General features: G+C 62.1%; 17 protein-coding genes and 1 pseudogene. 9 read left to right on the top strand and 9 right to left on the bottom strand.

Annotated features, from left to right (window positions below):
* Positions 1–111: pseudogene (locus BLR85_RS29765) on the top strand (IS110 family transposase); the annotation flags it as partial.
* 153 nt (positions 112–264) lie between these two features.
* On the opposite strand, the gene BLR85_RS06530 reads toward BLR85_RS29765, so the two are convergent.
* On the bottom strand, positions 265–699 hold the full coding sequence (locus tag BLR85_RS06530) for a DUF6473 family protein (protein ID WP_212635024.1): 435 nt from the start codon (positions 697–699) through the stop codon (positions 265–267).
* A 176-nt stretch (positions 700–875) separates the two neighbouring features.
* Here BLR85_RS06530 and BLR85_RS06525 point away from each other — a divergent pair, with 176 nt between their 5' ends.
* Entirely contained in the window at positions 876–1,751 is an 876-nt protein-coding gene (locus BLR85_RS06525) for a 3-hydroxybutyryl-CoA dehydrogenase (RefSeq protein ID WP_093151958.1), read from the top strand.
* 62 nt (positions 1,752–1,813) lie between these two features.
* Here BLR85_RS06525 and BLR85_RS06520 read toward each other — a convergent pair whose 3' ends face one another.
* The 7 genes from BLR85_RS06520 to BLR85_RS06490 all read right to left on the bottom strand — a co-directional run bounded on the left by BLR85_RS06520 (position 1,814) and on the right by BLR85_RS06490 (position 7,232).
* Complete coding sequence (locus BLR85_RS06520; protein ID WP_093151953.1) at positions 1,814–2,695, bottom strand: lysophospholipid acyltransferase family protein; 882 nt, start codon at positions 2,693–2,695, stop codon at positions 1,814–1,816.
* 60 nt (positions 2,696–2,755) lie between these two features.
* Positions 2,756–3,034 carry an HPr family phosphocarrier protein gene (locus BLR85_RS06515; RefSeq protein ID WP_068310709.1) on the bottom strand — a complete coding sequence of 93 codons (279 nt, stop codon included), beginning with the start codon at positions 3,032–3,034 and terminating at the stop codon, positions 2,756–2,758.
* The gene (locus BLR85_RS06510; RefSeq protein WP_093151949.1) at positions 3,035–3,436 is read right to left on the bottom strand and encodes a PTS sugar transporter subunit IIA; all 402 of its coding nucleotides are present in this window, start codon (positions 3,434–3,436) and stop codon (positions 3,035–3,037) included. It abuts the gene before it with no gap.
* Positions 3,433–4,353 (bottom strand): RNase adapter RapZ, encoded by a 921-nt coding sequence (rapZ, locus tag BLR85_RS06505; protein WP_093151946.1) that lies wholly within the window; start codon positions 4,351–4,353, stop codon positions 3,433–3,435. The genes BLR85_RS06510 and rapZ overlap by 4 nt, the downstream gene beginning before the upstream one ends.
* Positions 4,350–4,811 (bottom strand): HPr kinase/phosphorylase, encoded by a 462-nt coding sequence (locus BLR85_RS06500; protein ID WP_093151941.1) that lies wholly within the window; start codon positions 4,809–4,811, stop codon positions 4,350–4,352. Before BLR85_RS06500 ends, rapZ begins: the two co-directional genes overlap by 4 nt.
* A 4-nt stretch (positions 4,812–4,815) precedes the next feature.
* Positions 4,816–6,417 (bottom strand): sensor histidine kinase, encoded by a 1,602-nt coding sequence (locus tag BLR85_RS06495; protein WP_093152002.1) that lies wholly within the window; start codon positions 6,415–6,417, stop codon positions 4,816–4,818.
* Between the two features lie 113 nt (positions 6,418–6,530).
* Positions 6,531–7,232 carry a response regulator transcription factor gene (locus BLR85_RS06490; protein WP_093151937.1) on the bottom strand — a complete coding sequence of 234 codons (702 nt, stop codon included), beginning with the start codon at positions 7,230–7,232 and terminating at the stop codon, positions 6,531–6,533.
* A gap of 295 nt (positions 7,233–7,527) precedes the next feature.
* Here BLR85_RS06490 and BLR85_RS06485 point away from each other — a divergent pair, with 295 nt between their 5' ends.
* The 5 genes from BLR85_RS06485 to modC all read left to right on the top strand — a co-directional run bounded on the left by BLR85_RS06485 (position 7,528) and on the right by modC (position 13,984).
* On the top strand, positions 7,528–9,477 hold the full coding sequence (locus tag BLR85_RS06485; protein WP_280138466.1) for a phosphoenolpyruvate carboxykinase (GTP): 1,950 nt from the start codon (positions 7,528–7,530) through the stop codon (positions 9,475–9,477).
* Positions 9,478–9,685: 208 nt separating this feature from the next.
* Entirely contained in the window at positions 9,686–11,284 is a 1,599-nt protein-coding gene (locus BLR85_RS06480; RefSeq protein WP_093151927.1) for a phosphoenolpyruvate carboxykinase, read from the top strand.
* A gap of 137 nt (positions 11,285–11,421) precedes the next feature.
* Positions 11,422–12,195 (top strand): molybdate ABC transporter substrate-binding protein, encoded by a 774-nt coding sequence (gene modA, locus BLR85_RS06475; RefSeq protein WP_093151924.1) that lies wholly within the window; start codon positions 11,422–11,424, stop codon positions 12,193–12,195.
* A complete protein-coding gene (modB, locus tag BLR85_RS06470) occupies positions 12,192–12,890 on the top strand; it encodes a molybdate ABC transporter permease subunit (RefSeq protein ID WP_068310683.1) in 699 nt (232 codons plus the stop codon). The genes modA and modB overlap by 4 nt, the downstream gene beginning before the upstream one ends.
* Complete coding sequence (gene modC / locus BLR85_RS06465) at positions 12,887–13,984, top strand: molybdenum ABC transporter ATP-binding protein (RefSeq protein WP_093151920.1); 1,098 nt, start codon at positions 12,887–12,889, stop codon at positions 13,982–13,984. Before modB ends, modC begins: the two co-directional genes overlap by 4 nt.
* A 265-nt stretch (positions 13,985–14,249) precedes the next feature.
* On the opposite strand, the gene BLR85_RS06460 is transcribed toward modC, so the two are convergent.
* A complete protein-coding gene (locus BLR85_RS06460) occupies positions 14,250–15,023 on the bottom strand; it encodes a sulfite exporter TauE/SafE family protein (protein ID WP_244520626.1) in 774 nt (257 codons plus the stop codon).
* A gap of 151 nt (positions 15,024–15,174) precedes the next feature.
* Between BLR85_RS06460 and BLR85_RS06455 the strand changes: the two genes are divergently transcribed.
* Positions 15,175–16,872, top strand: a complete 1,698-nt coding sequence (locus BLR85_RS06455; protein WP_093151915.1) for an acyl-CoA dehydrogenase family protein — start codon at positions 15,175–15,177, stop codon at positions 16,870–16,872.
* Positions 16,873–17,200: 328 nt separating this feature from the next.
* Positions 17,201–18,397, top strand: a complete 1,197-nt coding sequence (gene coaBC, locus BLR85_RS06450) for a bifunctional phosphopantothenoylcysteine decarboxylase/phosphopantothenate--cysteine ligase CoaBC (protein WP_093151911.1) — start codon at positions 17,201–17,203, stop codon at positions 18,395–18,397.
* Positions 18,398–18,568: the final 171 nt, after the last annotated feature.

The following is an 18,568-nucleotide window of genomic DNA, read 5'->3' as shown; positions in this document are numbered from 1 at the left end:
CTCGCCGAGAAACCCTTCAGGCTCGCTACTGTAGCCATGGCCAACAAGTCCGCCCGGATCATCTGGGCAATACTGACAAAACGAGAAGAATACCGGCAGCCAATCGCCTGATGCTGCCAAGAGATGCAAGACGCTTGATGTGATGATGCGAAATGAAGTCAACCAAAAGTAAGGACACTCCGTCGAACGGCATGGCCCTCGAGGTCGTTAAGCCGATTGGAACCTTACTTGCGGAACTCATCAAGGCCAGTGGCAACCGCCACACTAACAGGCCGGACACACGACTGTACTGACAGACCATCGCGACCACAGAAATCTCTTGCAATGCAGGAGCCATCCACACAGGTCGTTCCTGCGAGGATGAACCGAGTAGAACCGGTTGGACAGGTTATGGGCGCCCATGACCTGCACGACAGTGACACGCGCCGCGGCCGCGATGGAGAGCAACGTGTCGTCGTTGTTGTAGACATCGATTCCCCCGTTCACGCAGCCGAGGTTCACGCAATCCTGCCCGATCGCATCGCTTACCAGGTCCGGAAAGGGCTCCTCTATGAAGCGCCCATAGGTTTCGGTCGTGCCGAAGAAGGCGACATAGGGTTGATCCAGTTTCTTTTTCGGGCCCCGGAAAAGGAGCTTCGATTTGCCGTATCTGCACGGCAGATAGTCTAGGGCGCCATCGCCCGGATGTTCAAACGCCATCCCACCACCTCAGTTTCATTCACCCGAGAAGCAGGATGCAGGACGAGGATTGCGAATTTCCTAAACTGAAACGTTGAGACGATTTATAGCAATGATAGGAGGCGGAGGTCGCTGGATCATTTCGCACTCGCAGCATAGTCTCTGCGCAAACGCAGCATCCACGAAAGGGTGGCACAATGGATATAAAGACAGTTGGCATCGTCGGCTCTGGGCAGATGGGCAACGGGATTGCCCACGTTTTCGCGCTCTCCGGCTATGACGTGAAGCTGAACGATATCAGCCAGGAAGCGCTGGATCGTGGCATGGCGGTGATCCGCAAGAATTTGGATCGACAGGTTTCGCGGGGAAAGATCACCGACGAGGCGCGCAACGAGGCGCTCTCCCGCATACAAACCACGCTGACGCTGACCGATCTTGGCCCGTCCGACCTGATCATCGAGGCGGCCTCCGAGCGCGAGACCATCAAGCTGGCCATTTTCGAAGACCTTGTGCCGCATCTCAAGCCCGAGACGATCCTGACCTCGAACACCTCCTCGATCTCGATCACGCGCCTTGCAAGCCACACCGACCGCCCGGAACGTTTCATGGGGCTTCACTTCATGAACCCGGTGCCGGTGATGAAGCTGGTCGAACTGATCCGCGGCATCGCCACGGATGACCCGACCTACCAGACGATGCTCGGCGTGGTCGAAAAGCTCGGCAAGACAGCGGCATCGGCCGAGGACTTCCCGGCATTTATCGTCAACCGCATCCTGCTGCCGATGATCAACGAGGCGGTCTATACACTCTACGAAGGCGTCGGCAACGTTCGCTCCATCGACAAGGCGCTGAAACTCGGTGCAGCGCACCCGATGGGGCCGCTGGAACTGGCCGATTTCATCGGGCTCGATACCTGCCTTGCGATCATGAACGTGCTCTATGACGGGCTGGCCGATACCAAGTACCGCCCCTGTCCGCTGCTGACAAAATATGTCGAGGCCGGCTGGCTTGGTAGAAAGACCGGCCGTGGCTTCTATGATTACCGGGGCGAAGAGCCTGTCCCGACGCGCTGATCGCGCGCAGGGTTGGAACCAAAGAGAGCGCCCGAATCAGCGGGCGTTTCTGCCTGGGCGTTTCAGAGGCTTTTGAGCGAAAGGGTGCGTTCGCGCAGCATGGCGACGAAGCCGCGCGGGTTCGACGACCATTCGGCGATCTCTTCACGCTCGACCGGTTGGCCGACCACCGGCGCCTGCGGTTTGTTGAGCGCGTGCACAACCTCGTAGAGCAAAAGACCCTGCCGCAGAGTGGCCGAGACCCGGTTCGCCATCTGGTACCAGCGCGAATTGTTGCCGGGGAAGTAGATCGGCAGCACGCGTGCCTGGCTGCGCTGGATCATCTTGGCCGTGAACGGGTTCCATTCGTGCTCGATGGCCGGACCGAACAACGTCTCCGAGCAGGCAACGACGCCCGAGGGGAAAAGCACGATACAGCCGCCATCCTTGAGATGGTCCATCGCTGTCTTCCGCATCTCGAGGTTCTGCTGCAGTGCATCGGCCTCGTGCGGGAAGGGAACCGGGATCATGAATCGGTCGATCTCGCCGACGCCGGTCAGAAGCGAGCGCGTGAGAATCTTGTAATCCGTCCTGCGGCGTCCGATCAGCTCGGCCAATACCATGCCGTCGATCAATCCGTGCGGATGGTTGGCAACGATCACCAACGGGCCCGATTCGGGGATGTCGTCGATCTGGCTCTGCGGTGTGCGCAGCGCGATTCCCATGACATCAAGCGCCTGCGCCCAGAAGGCCTGCCCATCGGGCACGCCCATGGCCTCGAATTTCCGGATCAGCCGCAGCAGCCGCATCTTGCCGGTGAGGGCTTCCATCAAGTGGATGAAGCCGACCTGAAACGGGTTTTCGAAGGTATTCGCGTAGGAAAGTCGCCGCTTGTCATAGGGTTGGTCGGAAAGGTTCTCACCGCTGCCCTGACCGCGCAACGACGCAGACGGGCGCGTATGCATGAGCACCGGCCTATGCTGGGTTGATTCAACCAACTTGTCAGGTCTCCCTGCTCGTCTGCCTCACATCCCTTCGCCGAACCGGTCAGCGACGAGATTGACCAGGGCTTGCATCAGTTCATGTGCTTGCGGGCCGCTGGTTTCGACCTCAATAGAGGTTCCGCGGGAGGCTGCCAACATCAAAAGGCCCATAATACTGTCTCCCGCAGCGTCCAGCCCATCCTTGCGGACTTCCGCCGAAGCGTCGAAATCCTCGACCGTTTCGACGAACTTGGCCGAGGCGCGCGCATGCAGGCCCTTTTCGTTTATGATTTCGAGGATCTGAACCTTGCTGTCCGCCATTCAGTTGGTCTTCCCGCCATTGCCATCGAAACTGTTGATATACTTCCGACCCGCCATCAGCGCCGAGTTGACGGCGTCGTTGATCGACATCTGGCGCGATTTGGCAAGCTTGATCAACATTGGCAGGTTTGCCCCGTAGAGTATCTTGCGATTGGCCTTGTTGCAGGCCCGCAGCGAGAGATTGGAGGGGGAGCCACCGAACATGTCCGTCACCACGACGACACCGTCGCCGGTATCGACGGAATTGGCAGCGTCCAGGATTTCTTCCTGTTTGAGGACTCGATCATGTTCCGGGGCAATGGCTATTGCCCGCATGCCGCCCTGCTTGCCGACGACATGTTCGACCGCCGCAAGATATTCACTGGCCAGGCCTCCGTGAGCAACGATCACGATGCCGATCACGCGTTCTTCCCCGTCTGTCTGCCGGAGCCTGCAGGGGCCGCCCTGCGCTCCAGTTCCCTATGCCTAATTGACACCTGCCATCCGGCATTCGCAAGCGTATTCCCGAGCCGTTCGGCGACCGTCACGGAACGGTGTTGCCCGCCGGTGCAACCGAAACCGATCGCGAGGTAGGACTTTCCCTCTTCCACATAGGCCGGAATCAGAAGCAATGCGAGGTCGCGGACCTTGTCAAAGAAGGCATCGAAGCGTGGATCCTCGGCGACATAGTCCGAGACTTCCTTCGACAGGCCGTCGAGGCCGCGCAGTTTCGGCTCCCAATAGGGGTTCCTCAGGAACCGGCAGTCGAACACCATGTCCAAACCGCGCGGCAGACCGCGCTTGTAGGAAAAAGAATGGACCGACAGCGCGAGTCGGCTATCGGGCGCGTGCCCGAACCAGCGGTCGATCTCGGCGCGCAGCTCGTGGATGGTGAGCTCCGACGTGTCGATGACAATATCGGCCCGGGCCCGGATCGGGTTCATCAGGTCGAAATCGCGCGCTATCCCTTCGGTCGGGCTCTCGGCCGGCGCCAATGGATGCCGCCGCCGTGTCTCCGAGTAGCGTCGCAGCAGGATTTCGGGCTCGCAGTCGAGATAGAGCAGTTCGACATCCTGTTCATCCAGCCGGGCCAGCAGGTCCAGGAAGGCGCCGGTCGAGAAGTCCCGGTTGCGCGTGTCGATTCCGAGTGCGAGTGCAGGGCCTTGCGGGCCGCCCTCGAGCAGGCGCGGCACAAGCGAAAGGGGCAGGTTGTCGATTACCTCGTAGCCAAGGTCCTCAAGCGCGCGGATGGCAGTGCTGCGACCGGCGCCCGATGGGCCGGTGACCAGGACAATTCGGGATACCGGCGCGGAGCTCTGCACGGAATCGGATGGGGTCATGGCGTGTCTCGCCTTTGCAGGAGGCAATGGTAAAGGGCAGCTGCTGCATGCCCGCCGGGCGGACGATGCAGCAAGATGACCTTTTGGCCAAGTATCGAAAGATACCTTTTGGGAGGCAGGCGATGCAATTCTGCCTGGCCGAGGTCGAGCACGAGCGCGACCTCCGCTTCCGGGCAATAGGGAAGGCGGAGCAGGCCGACGTGCCGTGCTTCGATCATGCCGGCGATATTCGGATGCGGTGTCGCCAGAAGGCGGCCCTCTTCGAGGCGGATCTGCGTCTGGTCATCGGCGACCAGTTCGGCGCCGAGTGAAATCATCTCCAGAGACAGCGTGGATTTCCCGCTTCCCGCCGGGCCAACGATCAGGAGGGCGCGCCCGTTCAGCGCAACGGTCGATGCGTGAAGCCGCGTGGAGACAGGAGGCGGATCCTGCGGGGCCGGTTCGATCGGGCTGGGCATCGGATCAGACGGGCAGGCCGACGACAAAGCGGGCGCCGAGCGGTTCCGATGCGATATCCACATCGGTCGGCCGAATATTTTCGGCCCAGATCACGCCGCCATGCGCCTCGATGATCTGTTTGGAAATCGCCAGGCCCAGACCGGAATGGTTGCCGAATTGCCCGGGGGGGCGTTCGGAGTAGAACCGGTTGAAGATCTTGGTCAGCGCCTGTTCGGGGATGCCCGGGCCGGTATCCTCGCAGACGATCAGCACACGGTTTTGGCGTTTGCGAACCCAGACACGCACCGCGTCGCCGGTATCGCAAAAGCTGACTGCGTTGGTGATCAGGTTGACGAAGACCTGGGCCAGCCGCGCTTCCAGTCCGAAGATCTCGATCGGCTGCCGGGGTAGATCGGTGATGAATTCGACACCCTTCTCCGAGGCTTCCTGGCCAAGGTAATCGGTCAGGTTGGTCAGCATTTTGACCATGTCGAAGCGCTCCTCGTCCTCGCGGACAAGCTCGGAATCGAGACGCGAGGCGTTCGAGATGTCGCTTACCAGCCTGTCGAGACGGCGCACGTCATGGTCGATGACGTCGAGCAGCTTCTCGCGCTGGTCCTCGCGCTTGGCCACGCGCATGGTGCCAACGGCGGAGCGCAGCGAGGCGAGCGGGTTCTTGATCTCGTGGGCGACGTCGGCGGCGAATTGTTCGTTCGCGTCGATCCGGTCATAGAGCGCCGCCACCATGCCGCGAAGCGCGCCCGAGAGGCGCCCGATCTCGTCGGGGCGGCCGGTAAGATCCGGAATTCGCACCCGGCCCGGGGTCATCTTGCGGGCATTGCGGTCACGCCCGATTTCGGCCGCGGCCGCGAGGTCCGACAGCGGGTTGGCGATCGTGGAGGCAAGAACGAGGCTCAGGCCGATGGAAACGAGGATGGCGATGACGAACATCTGAAGGACCTGTTCGCGCTCAGCGCGCACAAGCCCGTCGACCTCGCCGGGAAAGGAGGAAATCGCCACGACGCCTGCGATCTCGTCCCCGTGACGGATCGGGGAGGCGACCGTGAACAATGTCTCTCCGTTGCTATCGGTGGCCGTGCCGGCGACCTGTTCGCCCTGTGCGGCACGTGGCGCAAGCGAATGGGCGAGCGCCTCGCCATCGGTTCCTTCCGTTTCGACCGGGCCGGGCGTCAGCAGGCGCGACGTTCCAACCCAGATATAGTTCAGGAAGTCGGTGATTATGGTCGAGTTCTCGGACAGGGAATGGTCGAAATCCTGCGCGGCCTGCCGGGCCACCAGCGCCCCTTCGGCGTCATAGACAAAGACTTCCACGCCACGGGTCAACGTCAAGGCCGCGAGGGTTTCCTGGGCGTTGACTCCATCCCCTCCGGACAGGCTGACCGGAACGTTTTTCGGCAACCGGGTCTCGAACACATTGGCGATCAGGGCCGCCTCGGTCTTCAGCCCGGCCACTCGCTGCGCGGCGATGCTGTCGCGGAACGGGTTGAGATAGAACACACCGCCAACAAGGATCAGAAGACCGATGAGGTTGAAGGTGATGATCTTGCGCGCCAGGGGCGAACGATTGAGCGTGAAATAGCTGCGACGGGCGCGCCGGCGCTGCATATCCGCATCGGATCGCTCCGGGACGACCCAATCTTCGCCCAAGACAACGTTGGACTCCTGTTCGTGCCTGGTGTCCCGCACCTGTTACGCGCCTTTCTTTCCCGGCGAACCGATTACTCTTCGTTGTAGCGGTAGCCGATACCATACAGAGTCTCGATTGCCGAGAATTCCGTATCGACGCTCCGCATCTTCTTGCGCAGTCGCTTGATGTGGCTGTCGATCGTCCGGTCGTCTACATAAACCTGGTCGTCATAGGCGACATCCATGAGTTGGTCGCGGCTCTTGACGAATCCGGGGCGTTGCGCGAGCGCCTGAAGTAGCAGGAACTCGGTAACCGTCAGCGCCACGTCCCGGCCTTTCCAGCTCACCGAGTGGCGCAGCGGGTCCATGTTCAACTCGCCACGGGTCAGGACCTGGCTGGTCTCCGGCTCGCCGGCCTCGTCTGCCGAGATCGCTTCCTGGCGACGCAGCAGTGCCCGGATCCGCTCCACCAGCAGACGCTGGGAGAAGGGCTTCTTGACGTAATCGTCCGCGCCCATGCGCAGGCCGAGCACCTCGTCGATCTCGTCATCCTTGGATGTCAGGAAAATGACCGGCATGGAGGTTTTCTGCCGTAGCCTCTGCAGCAGATCCATCCCGTCCATGCGGGGCATCTTTATATCGAGAACGGCCATGTCCGGCAGCCGCCGGTTGAAGGCGTCAAGCGCCGATTGGCCGTCATTATAAGTTTCTACCTCGAACCCTTCGGCTTCCAGCGTCATGGATACCGATGTGAGGATATTTCTGTCGTCGTCCACAAGCGCGATGCGCGACATTAGTATGACCCTCGTACTGCTCTTTCTTGATTTATTGACACATTCTCACGTTTCCGGGGCAGGGAATCAACTGTCAATGCGAATCACATGGGTTTCGCGGCTCCAACAAAGCGTCATTTCGGAAAGGAATGGCTAATTTGCATCACAGCTTGTCGCAGCATCCGGCTGTTCAAGAGGCGCGGTATGCAATGGAACACATGACGGTATGCGAAAACTGTCTCCGGTCATGTGGTGCCGGCAAGTCGGCTATTCATGGCGGGAAACAGCGACATTGTAGCGCTAACAATCGACCTCGTTGGCGGTACCAAACGTTTTCGGAGGTGTTATACGGAGCGCGCCGGGACGAGATGTCCTTGGCTGGCAGGCCCCCCCCTGCGCAACATCACTGCAATCCCAGGAGGAACGCATGGAAGCTCCAACCACCAATGCCCGGCTTATCGAGTGGGTCGAAAAGATGGCGGCCCTCGCCAAGCCCGAGAAGGTCGTATGGTGTAACGGATCCCAGGAAGAATACGACGCGCTCTGCCAGGAAATGGTGGATGCCGGTACCTTCGTCCGCCTCAACCCCGAGCTGCGCCCGAACAGCTACCTCGCCCGCTCGCACCCGTCCGACGTTGGCCGCGTTGAAGACCGTACCTTCATCTGCTCGAACAACAAAGGCGACGCTGGCCCCACGAACAACTGGGCTGCCCCGGCCGAGATGCGCGCCACTTTGAACGAGAAGTTCGACGGCTGCATGAAGGGCCGGACGATGTACGTCATTCCCTTCTCCATGGGGCCGATCGGCTCCCCGATCTCCAAGATCGGCGTCGAGATCTCCGACAGCGCCTATGTTGTCACCAACATGCGCATCATGACCCGTATGGGTCAGGAAGTGCTGGACTCGCTCGGCGATGACGGCTTCTTCATCCCCTGCATGCACTCGGTTGGTGCTCCGCTCGCGGAAGGTGAAGCTGACGTTCCGTGGCCCTGCGAGAGCGACATCGAGAACAAGTACATCGTTCACTTCCCGGAAACCTACGAGATCTGGTCCTACGGCTCCGGCTACGGCGGCAACGCCCTGCTCGGCAAGAAGTGCCTGGCCCTGCGTATCGCTTCCGTGATGGCCCGCGACGAAGGCTGGCTCGCCGAGCACATGCTGATCATGGGTCTGGAATCGCCGGAAGGTGAAAAGACCTATCTGGGTGCCGCCTTCCCGTCGGCCTGTGGCAAGACCAACCTGGCCATGCTGCTGCCGCCGAAAGGCTTCGAGGGCTGGAAGGTCTCGACCGTCGGTGACGACATCGCATGGATCAAGAAAGGTCCGGAAGGCGAGCTGCGCGCGATCAACCCCGAAGCCGGCTTCTTCGGCGTTGCTCCGGGCACCAACCGCGCCACCAACCCGATCGCGATGGACACCATCGTGAAGGACGTCATCTACACCAACTGCGCGCTCACCGATGACGGCGACGTGTGGTGGGAAGGCATGACCAAAGAGAAGCCCGCCCACGCCATCGACTGGAAAGGCAACGACTGGACTCCCGCAAGCGAGACCCCGGCCGCGCACCCGAACGCCCGCTTCACGGCGCCGGCTGCCAACTGCCCGTCCATCGACCCGAACTGGGAAGATCCGGCAGGCGTCAAGATCGACGGCTTCGTCTTCGGCGGCCGCATGTCCAAGGACATGCCGCTGGTCTACCAGGCCTTCAACTGGTCGCACGGCGTCTACCTTGCTGCCACCATGGGTTCGGAAGCCACCGCTGCCGCGATTGGCGTGACCGCAATGCGTCGCGACCCGATGGCGATGCTGCCCTTCTGCGGTTACAACATGGCCGACTATTTCAGCCACTGGCTGAACGTTGGCCGTCGCGTGTCCAACCCGCCGCGGATGTTCCGTGTCAACTGGTTCCGCAAGGACGATGAGGGCAAGTTCATCTGGCCGGGCTTCGGCGAGAACATGCGCGTGCTGAAGTGGATCGTGGATCGTGTCCACGGCCGCGGGAACGCGGTGGAAAGCCCGATCGGCTGGATGCCGCGCCACGAAGACATCCATTGGGATGGCCTCGATTTCCCGTCCGAGACCTTCTACGAGCTGATGAGTGTCGAGCGTGACGCGGGTACGGCGGAAGCACGCGCCCACGAGGAACAGTTCGACAAGTTCTTCGACCGTCTGCCGAAGGAGTTCATCTTCGAGCGTGAACTCCTCCGCTCCCGCGTGTGGCGTTCCCCGGATCACTGGGAACTGGCCCACGAGCATCACGACTGATAGCGCTTCGGCGTGAAATTCGGGGGGCGGCTTTAGGCCGCCCCCTTTTTTGTTGAAAATAATTCTAAACCCCGCCATTCGAGGCCGCAGGGACATGTGCGATCCGCATTTCGGCACGCACAAGGGAGATTTCGGCTGGCAGGCGCTCCGCCTGCCAATCGTTTTTTGAGAGGGGAAAGACCGCGATTGCGGTCAAGGGGAGAGATTCATGTCGAACGGACGTGTGAACCAGGCGATGCGCCTGGAAGACCAGGGCATTACTGGCCTTGGCAAGGTTTACTACAACTACATCGTGCCGAATCTGATGACCGAGGCACTGCGAAATGGAGAGGGTCAGCTTGGCCTGGGCGGGACTTTTCTCGTGAGCACCGGTGAGTTCACCGGCCGTTCTCCCAAGGACAAGCATGTCGTCAGGAACGCCGCTTCAGAAGACAGCATTTGGTGGGAGAACAACAAGGCCATGTCCCAGGAGGGCTGGGACAGGCTGAAGGCCGACATGTTCGAGCACATGAAGGGCGGTAACTACTACGTTTCCGACCTCTATGGCGGTGCCGACAAGGATCTGCGCGTCTCCTTCCGGATGGTCAACGAGTTTGCCTGGCACGGCCTGTTCATGCGCCACATGCTGCGCCGTCCCGCCCGCATCGAACTCGACAGCTTCACGCCCGACTGGACCATCGTGAACTGCCCGTCCTTCCAGGCCGATCCGGAGCGCCATAACTGCCGCAGCACGACCATCGTCGCGCTGAATTTCGAGGACAAGATGATCCTGATCGGCGGCACCGAATATGCCGGCGAGAACAAGAAGGCCGCCTTCACGGTGATGAACTACATCTACCCGGCCCAGGACGTAATGGCGATGCACTGCTCGGCCAACCACGCCAAGGGCAACCCGGATGACAGCGCGGTCTTCTTTGGCCTTTCCGGCACCGGCAAAACGACGCTTTCCGCCGATCCCGCGCGGATCCTTATCGGTGACGACGAGCATGGCTGGTCCGATCGTGGCATCTACAATTTCGAGGGCGGCTGCTACGCCAAGACGATCCACCTGTCGCAGGAGGCCGAGCCGGAGATTTATGCCACGACCTCGATGTTTGCGACCGTCGTCGAGAACATGGTCTATGATCAGGAGACGCTGAAGCTCGACTATGACGATGACAGCCTGACGGCCAACATGCGTTGCGCCTATCCGCTGACCTCGATTCCGAACGCGTCCAGCACTTCGCTGGGCGGCAACCCGAAGAACGTGATCATGCTGACCTGCGATGCCTTCGGTGTCCTGCCGCCGATCGCGCGCCTGTCGCCGGAGCAGGCGATGTACCATTTCCTGTCGGGCTTCACCTCCAAGGTGGCTGGCACCGAGCGGGGCGTTACCGAGCCGACGCCGACCTTCTCGACCTGCTTCGGCGCGCCGTTCATGCCGCGACGTCCGGAGGTCTATGGCGACCTGCTGAAGAAGAAGATCGCCGAGAACGACTCCCATTGCTGGCTGGTCAATACCGGCTGGTCCGGCGGTGCCTACGGGACGGGCTCCCGCATGCCGATCAAGGCCACCCGCGCCCTGTTGTCGGCTGCGCTCGACGGCACGCTCAAGACGGTCGCCTTCCAGAAGGACCCGTTCTTCGGTTTCGACGTTCCGGTCGAGGTTCCCGGCATCGAGACCGAGTTGCTGCACCCGCGAAACACCTGGAAGGACAAGGAGGCCTATGACGCGCAGGCCAAGAAGCTTGTCGGCATGTTCAGCGAGAATTTCGAACAATACTTGCCTTATGTGGGCGAAGACATCAAAGCTGTCGCTATAGGCTGACAAGCCCTAACGCGTAGCACCTCGTGGCGGCCCGGCTTTGTCCGGGCCGTTTCTATTTGGGCTGGCGCGCGCCTTTTGGCCTTGTCCCCGCCGGTGGCAGGGAACAGTATCGGGGCAACCGGAACGGGTTTTGACCGATGAAACAGCACATTGCCGCTCTCGCCATGGCTGTCTGGAGCGTTCTTCCGGCTCACCCGGCGCAGGCCGGCGACGTGCTGGTCTTTGCTGCGTCCAGCGTAAAGGAGGCGTTGGAGGAGGCCTGTGACGCCTGGTCCGAGCGGAGCGGAAACCGGGCGGTCATCTCGCTGGCCGGAAGCTCGACCCTTGCCCGCCAGATCCAGGCCGGTGCCCCGGCAGACCTGCTCCTGTCCGCCAATGAGAACTGGATGAACGTTCTGGAGGCCGATGGACTGCTCCGCGAGGGAACCCGGACCGACCTGCTGGCCAATTCCCTAGTTGTCATCGCCGGTGATCCGGCCGCGGATCCGCTCGACCTACTTTCCCCCGATGCGCTCGCCACCCGGCTTGGCGACGGGCGGCTGGCCATGGCGCTTGTCGATGCCGTGCCCGCCGGCATCTATGGCAAGGCCGCGCTGGAGACGCTCGGCCTCTGGAACAGTGTCGCGCCGCGCGTTGCGCAGGCCGACAATGTCCGCGCCGCATTGGCGCTGGTCGCTGCAGGCGAAGCCCCGCTCGGCATCGTCTATGCGACCGATGCCAGAGCCGAACCGCGTGTCGGCGTCGTCGCCACCATTCCTGCAGACACACATCCCCCCATCCGCTACCCGCTCGCCGTCATGAACGATGCAGGCGCCCCGGCCGCGGAGTTGGCCCGGTTCCTTGCGGGCGCGGAAGCGGGTGAGATCTTCCGCGCGCACGGTTTCGAAATTCCCGCACAGGGGGCGCAATGACCCTCGGCCTGTCAGCGGAAGCCTGGGCGGCGGTCGGCCTGTCGCTGAAAGTCTCGTTCTGGGCCGTGTTGCTGAGCCTACCACTCGGAATTGCGACCGCCTACCTGCTGGCGCGTGGCCGATTCCCGGGCCGGCAATTGCTGAACGGACTGGTGCATTTGCCCCTGATCCTGCCACCTGTCGTTACCGGGTACCTGCTCTTGCTCACATTCGGGCGCCGCGGCGTGGTGGGCGCATTTCTCTACGACACATTCGGTATCGGCTTTGCCTTTCACTGGACCGGCGCCGCGCTGGCCGCGGCGATCATGGCCTTCCCGCTCATGGTACGCTCCATTCGTCTGTCCATCGAAGCCGTCGACCCCGGCCTCGAACAGGCCGCCGCCACACTGGGCGCCTCCCGGCTGCGGGTCTTTGGAACGGTCACGCTGCCGCTGGTCCTTCCCGGCATCCTTGCCGGCACCATCCTCGCCTTTGCCAAGGCAATGGGCGAGTTCGGTGCGACAATCACCTTCGTTTCCAACATTCCCGGCCAGACACAGACCCTGCCTTCGGCGGTCTATGCCTTTCTGCAAGTGCCGGGGGCCGAAGGCTCGGCCATTCGTCTCGTCGTGATCTCGGTGGTCATCGCCATGTCCGCCCTCGTGGCCAGCGAATGGCTCGCACGGCGCATGGCGCGGCAGAGGGGGGCGACATGAGCCTTTCAGTCGAGCTGACGCACCGGCGAGACGGCTTCACGCTGCAGGCCGGTTTCGAGAGTCCGGATGGCGTGACGGCGCTGTTCGGCCATTCCGGCGCGGGCAAGACCACCGTGGTGCAGGCGGTTGCCGGTCTTCTGCAGCCCGATGCCGGCAGGATCGCGGTCGGCGACTGGGTGTTGCAGGACAGCGCAACCGGCCACTGGCTGCCGCCACACCGCCGCCGTGTCGGCTATGTCTTCCAGGACGGGCGGCTCTTTCCGCATATGTCGGTCGGCCGCAACCTCGATTACGGACGCCGGATGAACCGCCGTGCGCGCGATCCGGCGCAGGAGCGGCGCGTGCTGGACATGCTGGGGATCGAACCTTTGCTGGATCGCCACCCTGCCGGGTTGTCAGGGGGCGAGCAGCAGCGCGTCGCGATCGGACGGGCCCTGCTGTCGACGCCGCGCCTTCTACTACTGGACGAGCCGCTGGCCGCGCTGGATGCGGCGCGCAAGGAGGAAATCCTGCCTTATCTCGAACGGCTGCGCGACGAGGCCCGGATTCCCATACTTTATGTCAGCCATTCCATGGCAGAAGTGGCGCGGCTTGCCACGCATGTCGTCGTCCTGCGTGAGGGGCAGGTCCTGCGCTCTGGCTCGGCCTCGCAGGTTCTCTCCGATCCTGCGACGGTGCCCGCGCTTGGGCCACAGGAAGCGGGCGCTTTGCTGGCAGTGCGCGTTGAGCAACATCACGAAGACGGGCTGACCACCCTGGCCACATCCGCCGGCACGCTCCTTCTGCTGGGCGTGGCCGCGCCGCCGGGAACGCGGTTGCGGGTGCGAATTCCGGCGCATGAGGTGATCCTGGCACTGGAGCCGCCAAAGGGGATCTCTGCGCTCAATATCCTCCCGGCCCGCGTTCTTGCCCTCAGGCCGGGAGACGGCGCGGGGATGATGGTCCAACTCGAGTCCGGAACCGACCGGCTTCTGGCACGCATAACGAAACGTTCTGCGTTGGCGTTGGGCCTGGAACCCGGACGGGAATGTCATGCGATCGTTAAGTCGGTCGCTTTCGCCCGAAGCGATATCGGCGCGGGCGGGGCTGTCTGAAAGCGGTCGCGATCCAAAACACCGAGCCCATGCGGCCTTGAGCTTTCTGTCAATGTGGAAAAGGGGGCTTTGCCCCCCGCGCTCTGTGGAGCGCTCCCCCCAGGATATTTTGGGAAAGAGGAAGCCGATATCCTCGCAGGTTTCCTCTGTCAGGAGATATTTCCGTCGGAAGCACGATCCGCGGGATCGTCCCCGCGCGAAAGCGCGCGGGACGATGCAACTGCAAAGCTTGGCTTCTTTGAGCCCTGATCCCTTCGCAAGTGCCTTAGAAGATTGCCCGCCGGATCAGGTTCAGTCCCGCCACGATCAGCACCAGCAGGGTAACCTTTCGGAAGCTTTCCTGGTCCAGGCGATCCTGTATCTTTTGGCCGAACCGCATGCCGAGCAATGCGGGCAGTACCATCGCGGCGGAGAAGGGTAGGGTGCGGGCGTTGAGCACGCCGGTTTGCAGATGGGTGATGAAGAGAAGAATTGCGCCGAGCCCGAATGCGACGCCCAATGCACGCATCTGGTCCCCTTTCGGGGTGGCGGTGGCTGTCAGGTAGAGCACGAGGGGCGGACCCCATACACCGGATACACCGCCGACGATGCCAGACAATGCTCCCAAGCCGATCTCGGCGGGAATGCGGCTTTCATCGCTAATCCTCGGGCGGATTCCGGCCAATTGCAGCAAGCCGAAGGCGACAATCGGAAAGCCGATCATTCCGAAGAGGAACCGTTCATCGATGCTGCGCACCAGTTGCGCCGAGGCGATCAGGAAAACGGCGCCAACGCCGAGATAGTACCGATAGCGCTTGATCGTGGATAGCGCCGCGCCCACGCCATCCCGAAAGGCTTGGAAGCCGTTGGTGATGACCGTTGGCAGGATAAGTCCGGCCAGTGCCATTTCCGGCGACAGGAACGCGGCCATGCCGGAGACCATGATCATGGGCATTGCGAATCCGGTGGCGCCTTTCACGAAGGCGGCCACGAGCGCCACGCCGCAGGCGATGGCGAAAAGCAGCGGCGGCAGCCCGCCCATGAACAATGAGAGATCCATTCCCCGCGCTTACTCCATCGCAGCAGTCGCTGCATCTGCAAATTGCTCGGGACATATTGCGAATAAACGTTATGTCAAATTGAAATTATGTTGCGCTGCACCCGCGAAAGGATTATGACCGTCCGAAACCGGAAACCGAAGGATTCGAGCCATGCCGCATGATGGACAGGACCTGCCCCCGAACACGGTCGAGCGCCCCATTCTCGACAATCTGCTAGAGCTGACGAAAGCGGCGATTGCCCCGGTCGACGAGTTGGTGGACGCCGCCACCACCGCGGTGAAGTCCCGCGTGGACAGCGGCGGACGTGTGTCGGGCGCGCTTTTGGAACAGCACCAGACAGCGGCCCACGCCTTGGCGTGGCTGGCGACCTATGCACAGTCGCTCACGCAGATGCAGGTCTGGGCCGAGCGTCTGCAGGGCGAGGGCAAGTTCGGCGAGATCGAACAACTGATCCACCAGATCGCCTTTGGTGAGTACCTGCTTCAGATCCAGGGTGGCATCCCGATGTCGCAGGGCGAGATAGTGCGCGTTCGCGACATGGGGCTCGATGAGCTGGAAGACCTTCAGCGGCTGCACACGACCGAGATTGCGTTGCTCTGTCAGAACGGCAATTCACAGCGGGCCCGCACGCGGCTTGTCGAGCTGATGCAAGAGCAATCGGCCAACATTACCGTCGGTGCGACCGGGCTCGAAGACGAGCTTGAAATGATCCGCGAACAGTTCCGTCGCTACGCGGTGGAGCGCGTGGAGCCGAACGCGCATGAGTGGCACCTGAAGGACGAGCTGATCCCGATGGAGATCATCGAGGAACTGGCCGAGATGGGCGTGTTCGGCCTGACCATCCCGGAGGAATATGGCGGCTTCGGCCTCAGCAAGGCCTCGATGGTCGTTGTCTCCGAGGAGCTCTCGCGCGGCTATATCGGTGTCGGTTCGCTGGGCACGCGCTCCGAGATCGCTGCCGAACTTATCCTCGCCGGCGGAACGGACGCGCAGAAGGAATACTGGCTTCCGAAACTTTCAAGCGCGGAGATTCTGCCCACGGCGGTTTTCACCGAGCCGAATACCGGCTCCGATCTCGGCGCGCTGCGCACCCGTGCGGTGAAGGACGAAAATGGCGATTACAAGGTGACGGGCAACAAGACATGGATCACCCATGCCGCGCGTACCCATGTGATGACACTGCTCGCGCGGACCGATCCGGAGACCACGGATCACAGGGGGCTGTCGATGTTTCTCGCCGAGAAAATTCCCGGCTCGGAGGAGGACCCGTTCCCGACCGAGGGCATGACCGGCGGCGAGATCGAGGTGCTCGGCTATCGTGGCATGAAGGAATACGAGCTCGGCTTCGACAATTTCCACGTCAAGGGCGAGAACCTGCTCGGTGGCGTCGAGGGGCAAGGCTTCAAGCAGCTGATGAAGACCTTCGAGGCCGCGCGGATCCAGACCGCGGCACGGGCTATCGGCGTGGCGCAATCGGCGCTCGATATCGCCATGAAATACGCGCAGGACCGCAAGCAGTTCGGCAAGGCGCTGATCGAATTCCCGCGCGTCTCCGGCAAGCTCGCCATGATGGCGGTGGAGATCATGGTGGCGCGTCAGCTCACCTATTTCTCGGCTTGGGAAAAGGATCACGACCAGCGTTGTGACCTGGAAGCCGGCATGGCCAAGCTGCTCGGTGCCCGCGTGGCCTGGGCCGCGGCGGACAATGGCTTGCAGATCCATGGCGGCAACGGCTTTGCGCTGGAATATGCGATCAGCCGCGTGCTCTGCGACGCGCGGATCCTTAACATCTTCGAGGGTGCGGCCGAGATCCAGGCACAGGTCATCGCCAGAAGGCTGCTCGGGTAGGAATTTCGGGAGCTGTCTGGGGGCGTTTCGCCTTGCGCCGGCTGCTCGACCGGACTTTTCAGCCGATGCCCGAGAGAGCGGCCTATACCCTATTGTTATTGTCGCGAGGCAGGATCCCAGGTTGCGCGAATATGCCATCGAGGCTGCCGACAAGGTTCGGCCATGGGAGCGAGGCTTCCCCTCGGTCCTCGGCGCCTGCGGCGTCTCCGGCCATTGGGGCAGGGCGCACCTTCGGCGCGCGGGGCTGTGCCCCGTCGGGCAGCAGCGGGTTGCCTTGCTTCCGGCGACTGCCTAGACCGGAGGGAGATACAGCTTCGGGAAGGCGGGCATGAAAACCGGCAAGCGCATTCTACTGGTCATTGGCGGCGGAATTGCCGCTTTCAAGTCTCTGGATCTGATCCGGCGCCTTCAGGATCGGGGCTATTCTGTTGCCCCTGTCCTCACGCCGGCGGCTGAGCAGTTTGTAACCCCTCTCTCCACCTCGGCGCTGGCGGGCCGGAAGGTCTATCGTGATCTGTTCGACCTGACCGACGAGGCTGAGATGGGCCATATCGAACTGAGCCGCGCGGCTGACCTCGTTGTCTTGGCGCCGGCAACCGCGGATCTGATGGCCAAGATGGCGGGTGGTCATGCCAATGACCTTGCTTCGACGCTGCTCATGGCCACGGACAAACGGGTCCTGATTGCGCCGGCAATGAATGTACGCATGTGGGAACATCCGGCAACGCGGCGAAATCTCGCGACCCTCAGGGGCGATGGAATCCTGACCGTCGGGCCGAATGAAGGGCCGATGGCCTGTGGAGAATACGGATTTGGCCGGATGGCCGAAGTGCCGGAGATCGTCGCTGCCGTTGAACAAGCCCTGTCCGATGGACCGCTCAAGGGGAAGCATGTGGTTGTGACCTCCGGCCCCACCCATGAGCCGATCGACCCGGTCCGCTATATCGCCAACCGCTCCAGCGGCGCGCAGGGAACCGCCATTGCCGCCGCCTTGGTTGCGCTTGGCGCCCGGGTCACCTTTGTGACCGGTCCAGCCAGCGTTCCGCCGCCTTTCGGCGTGGATGTGCTGTCTGTTGAGACGGCGCGCCAGATGCGGGATGCGGTGATGAACGCGCTGCCGGCGGATGCGGCGGTTTTCGCCGCGGCGGTGGCCGATTGGCGGGTCAGCAACGCGGCCGGTCAAAAGATGAAGAAAGACGGCTCGGGGCAGGCACCGGCGCTGGAATTCGCGGAGAATCCAGACATTCTGGCCAGCGTTTCGCAACTGGCAAAGGGACGGCCGTCGCTCGTGGTGGGTTTTGCTGCCGAAACCAATGACGTCGTGGCGAATGCCACCGCCAAACGTGCCCGCAAGGGCTGTGACTGGATCGTTGCAAATGATGTCTCGGAAGCAACGGGCATCATGGGCGGCAGTGAGAACGAGGTGACCCTCATTTCCGACCAGGGAGCGGAGCAATGGCCCCGTCTTGGCAAAGAAGATGTTGCGCGCAGGCTCGCGGAACGCATTTCTGCCGAGATTGCCTGACTACTCAACCGGTGATGGCGGGAAAATGCTTGTTGCTGACATCGGAGGGGGCTTTGCCCCCCCGCACTCTCGCGAGCGCGTCCCCCAGGATATTTGCAGAAAGAAGAAGCTATAACCGTCGGTATTTTCCTCTTTCAGAAAAATATCTCGCCGGAGGCACGATCCGCAGGA

Origin of the sequence: Aliiruegeria lutimaris (assembly GCF_900099935.1) — a bacterium.
Taxonomy (GTDB): Bacteria; Pseudomonadota; Alphaproteobacteria; order Rhodobacterales; family Rhodobacteraceae; genus Tropicimonas; species Tropicimonas lutimaris.
Note: the sequence above shows the minus strand (reverse complement) of the source record. Positions and strands in the feature narration are given on the sequence as shown.

Bases quoted from the DNA above. Each gene is read 5' to 3' on its own strand.
- BLR85_RS06530 (WP_212635024.1), bottom strand. From the start codon at position 699: ATGGCGTTTGAACATCCGGGCGATGGCGCCCTAGACTATCTGCCGTGC.
- BLR85_RS06525 (WP_093151958.1), top strand. From the start codon at position 876: ATGGATATAAAGACAGTTGGCATCGTCGGCTCTGGGCAGATGGGCAAC.
- BLR85_RS06520 (WP_093151953.1), bottom strand. From the start codon at position 2,695: ATGCATACGCGCCCGTCTGCGTCGTTGCGCGGTCAGGGCAGCGGTGAG.
- BLR85_RS06515 (WP_068310709.1), bottom strand. From the start codon at position 3,034: ATGGCGGACAGCAAGGTTCAGATCCTCGAAATCATAAACGAAAAGGGC.
- rapZ (WP_093151946.1), bottom strand. From the start codon at position 4,353: ATGACCCCATCCGATTCCGTGCAGAGCTCCGCGCCGGTATCCCGAATT.
- BLR85_RS06500 (WP_093151941.1), bottom strand. From the start codon at position 4,811: ATGCCCAGCCCGATCGAACCGGCCCCGCAGGATCCGCCTCCTGTCTCC.
- BLR85_RS06495 (WP_093152002.1), bottom strand. From the start codon at position 6,417: ATGCAGCGCCGGCGCGCCCGTCGCAGCTATTTCACGCTCAATCGTTCG.
- BLR85_RS06490 (WP_093151937.1), bottom strand. From the start codon at position 7,232: ATGTCGCGCATCGCGCTTGTGGACGACGACAGAAATATCCTCACATCG.
- BLR85_RS06480 (WP_093151927.1), top strand. From the start codon at position 9,686: ATGTCGAACGGACGTGTGAACCAGGCGATGCGCCTGGAAGACCAGGGC.
- modA (WP_093151924.1), top strand. From the start codon at position 11,422: ATGAAACAGCACATTGCCGCTCTCGCCATGGCTGTCTGGAGCGTTCTT.
- modB (WP_068310683.1), top strand. From the start codon at position 12,192: ATGACCCTCGGCCTGTCAGCGGAAGCCTGGGCGGCGGTCGGCCTGTCG.
- modC (WP_093151920.1), top strand. From the start codon at position 12,887: ATGAGCCTTTCAGTCGAGCTGACGCACCGGCGAGACGGCTTCACGCTG.
- BLR85_RS06460 (WP_244520626.1), bottom strand. From the start codon at position 15,023: ATGGATCTCTCATTGTTCATGGGCGGGCTGCCGCCGCTGCTTTTCGCC.
- BLR85_RS06455 (WP_093151915.1), top strand. From the start codon at position 15,175: ATGCCGCATGATGGACAGGACCTGCCCCCGAACACGGTCGAGCGCCCC.
- coaBC (WP_093151911.1), top strand. From the start codon at position 17,201: ATGAAAACCGGCAAGCGCATTCTACTGGTCATTGGCGGCGGAATTGCC.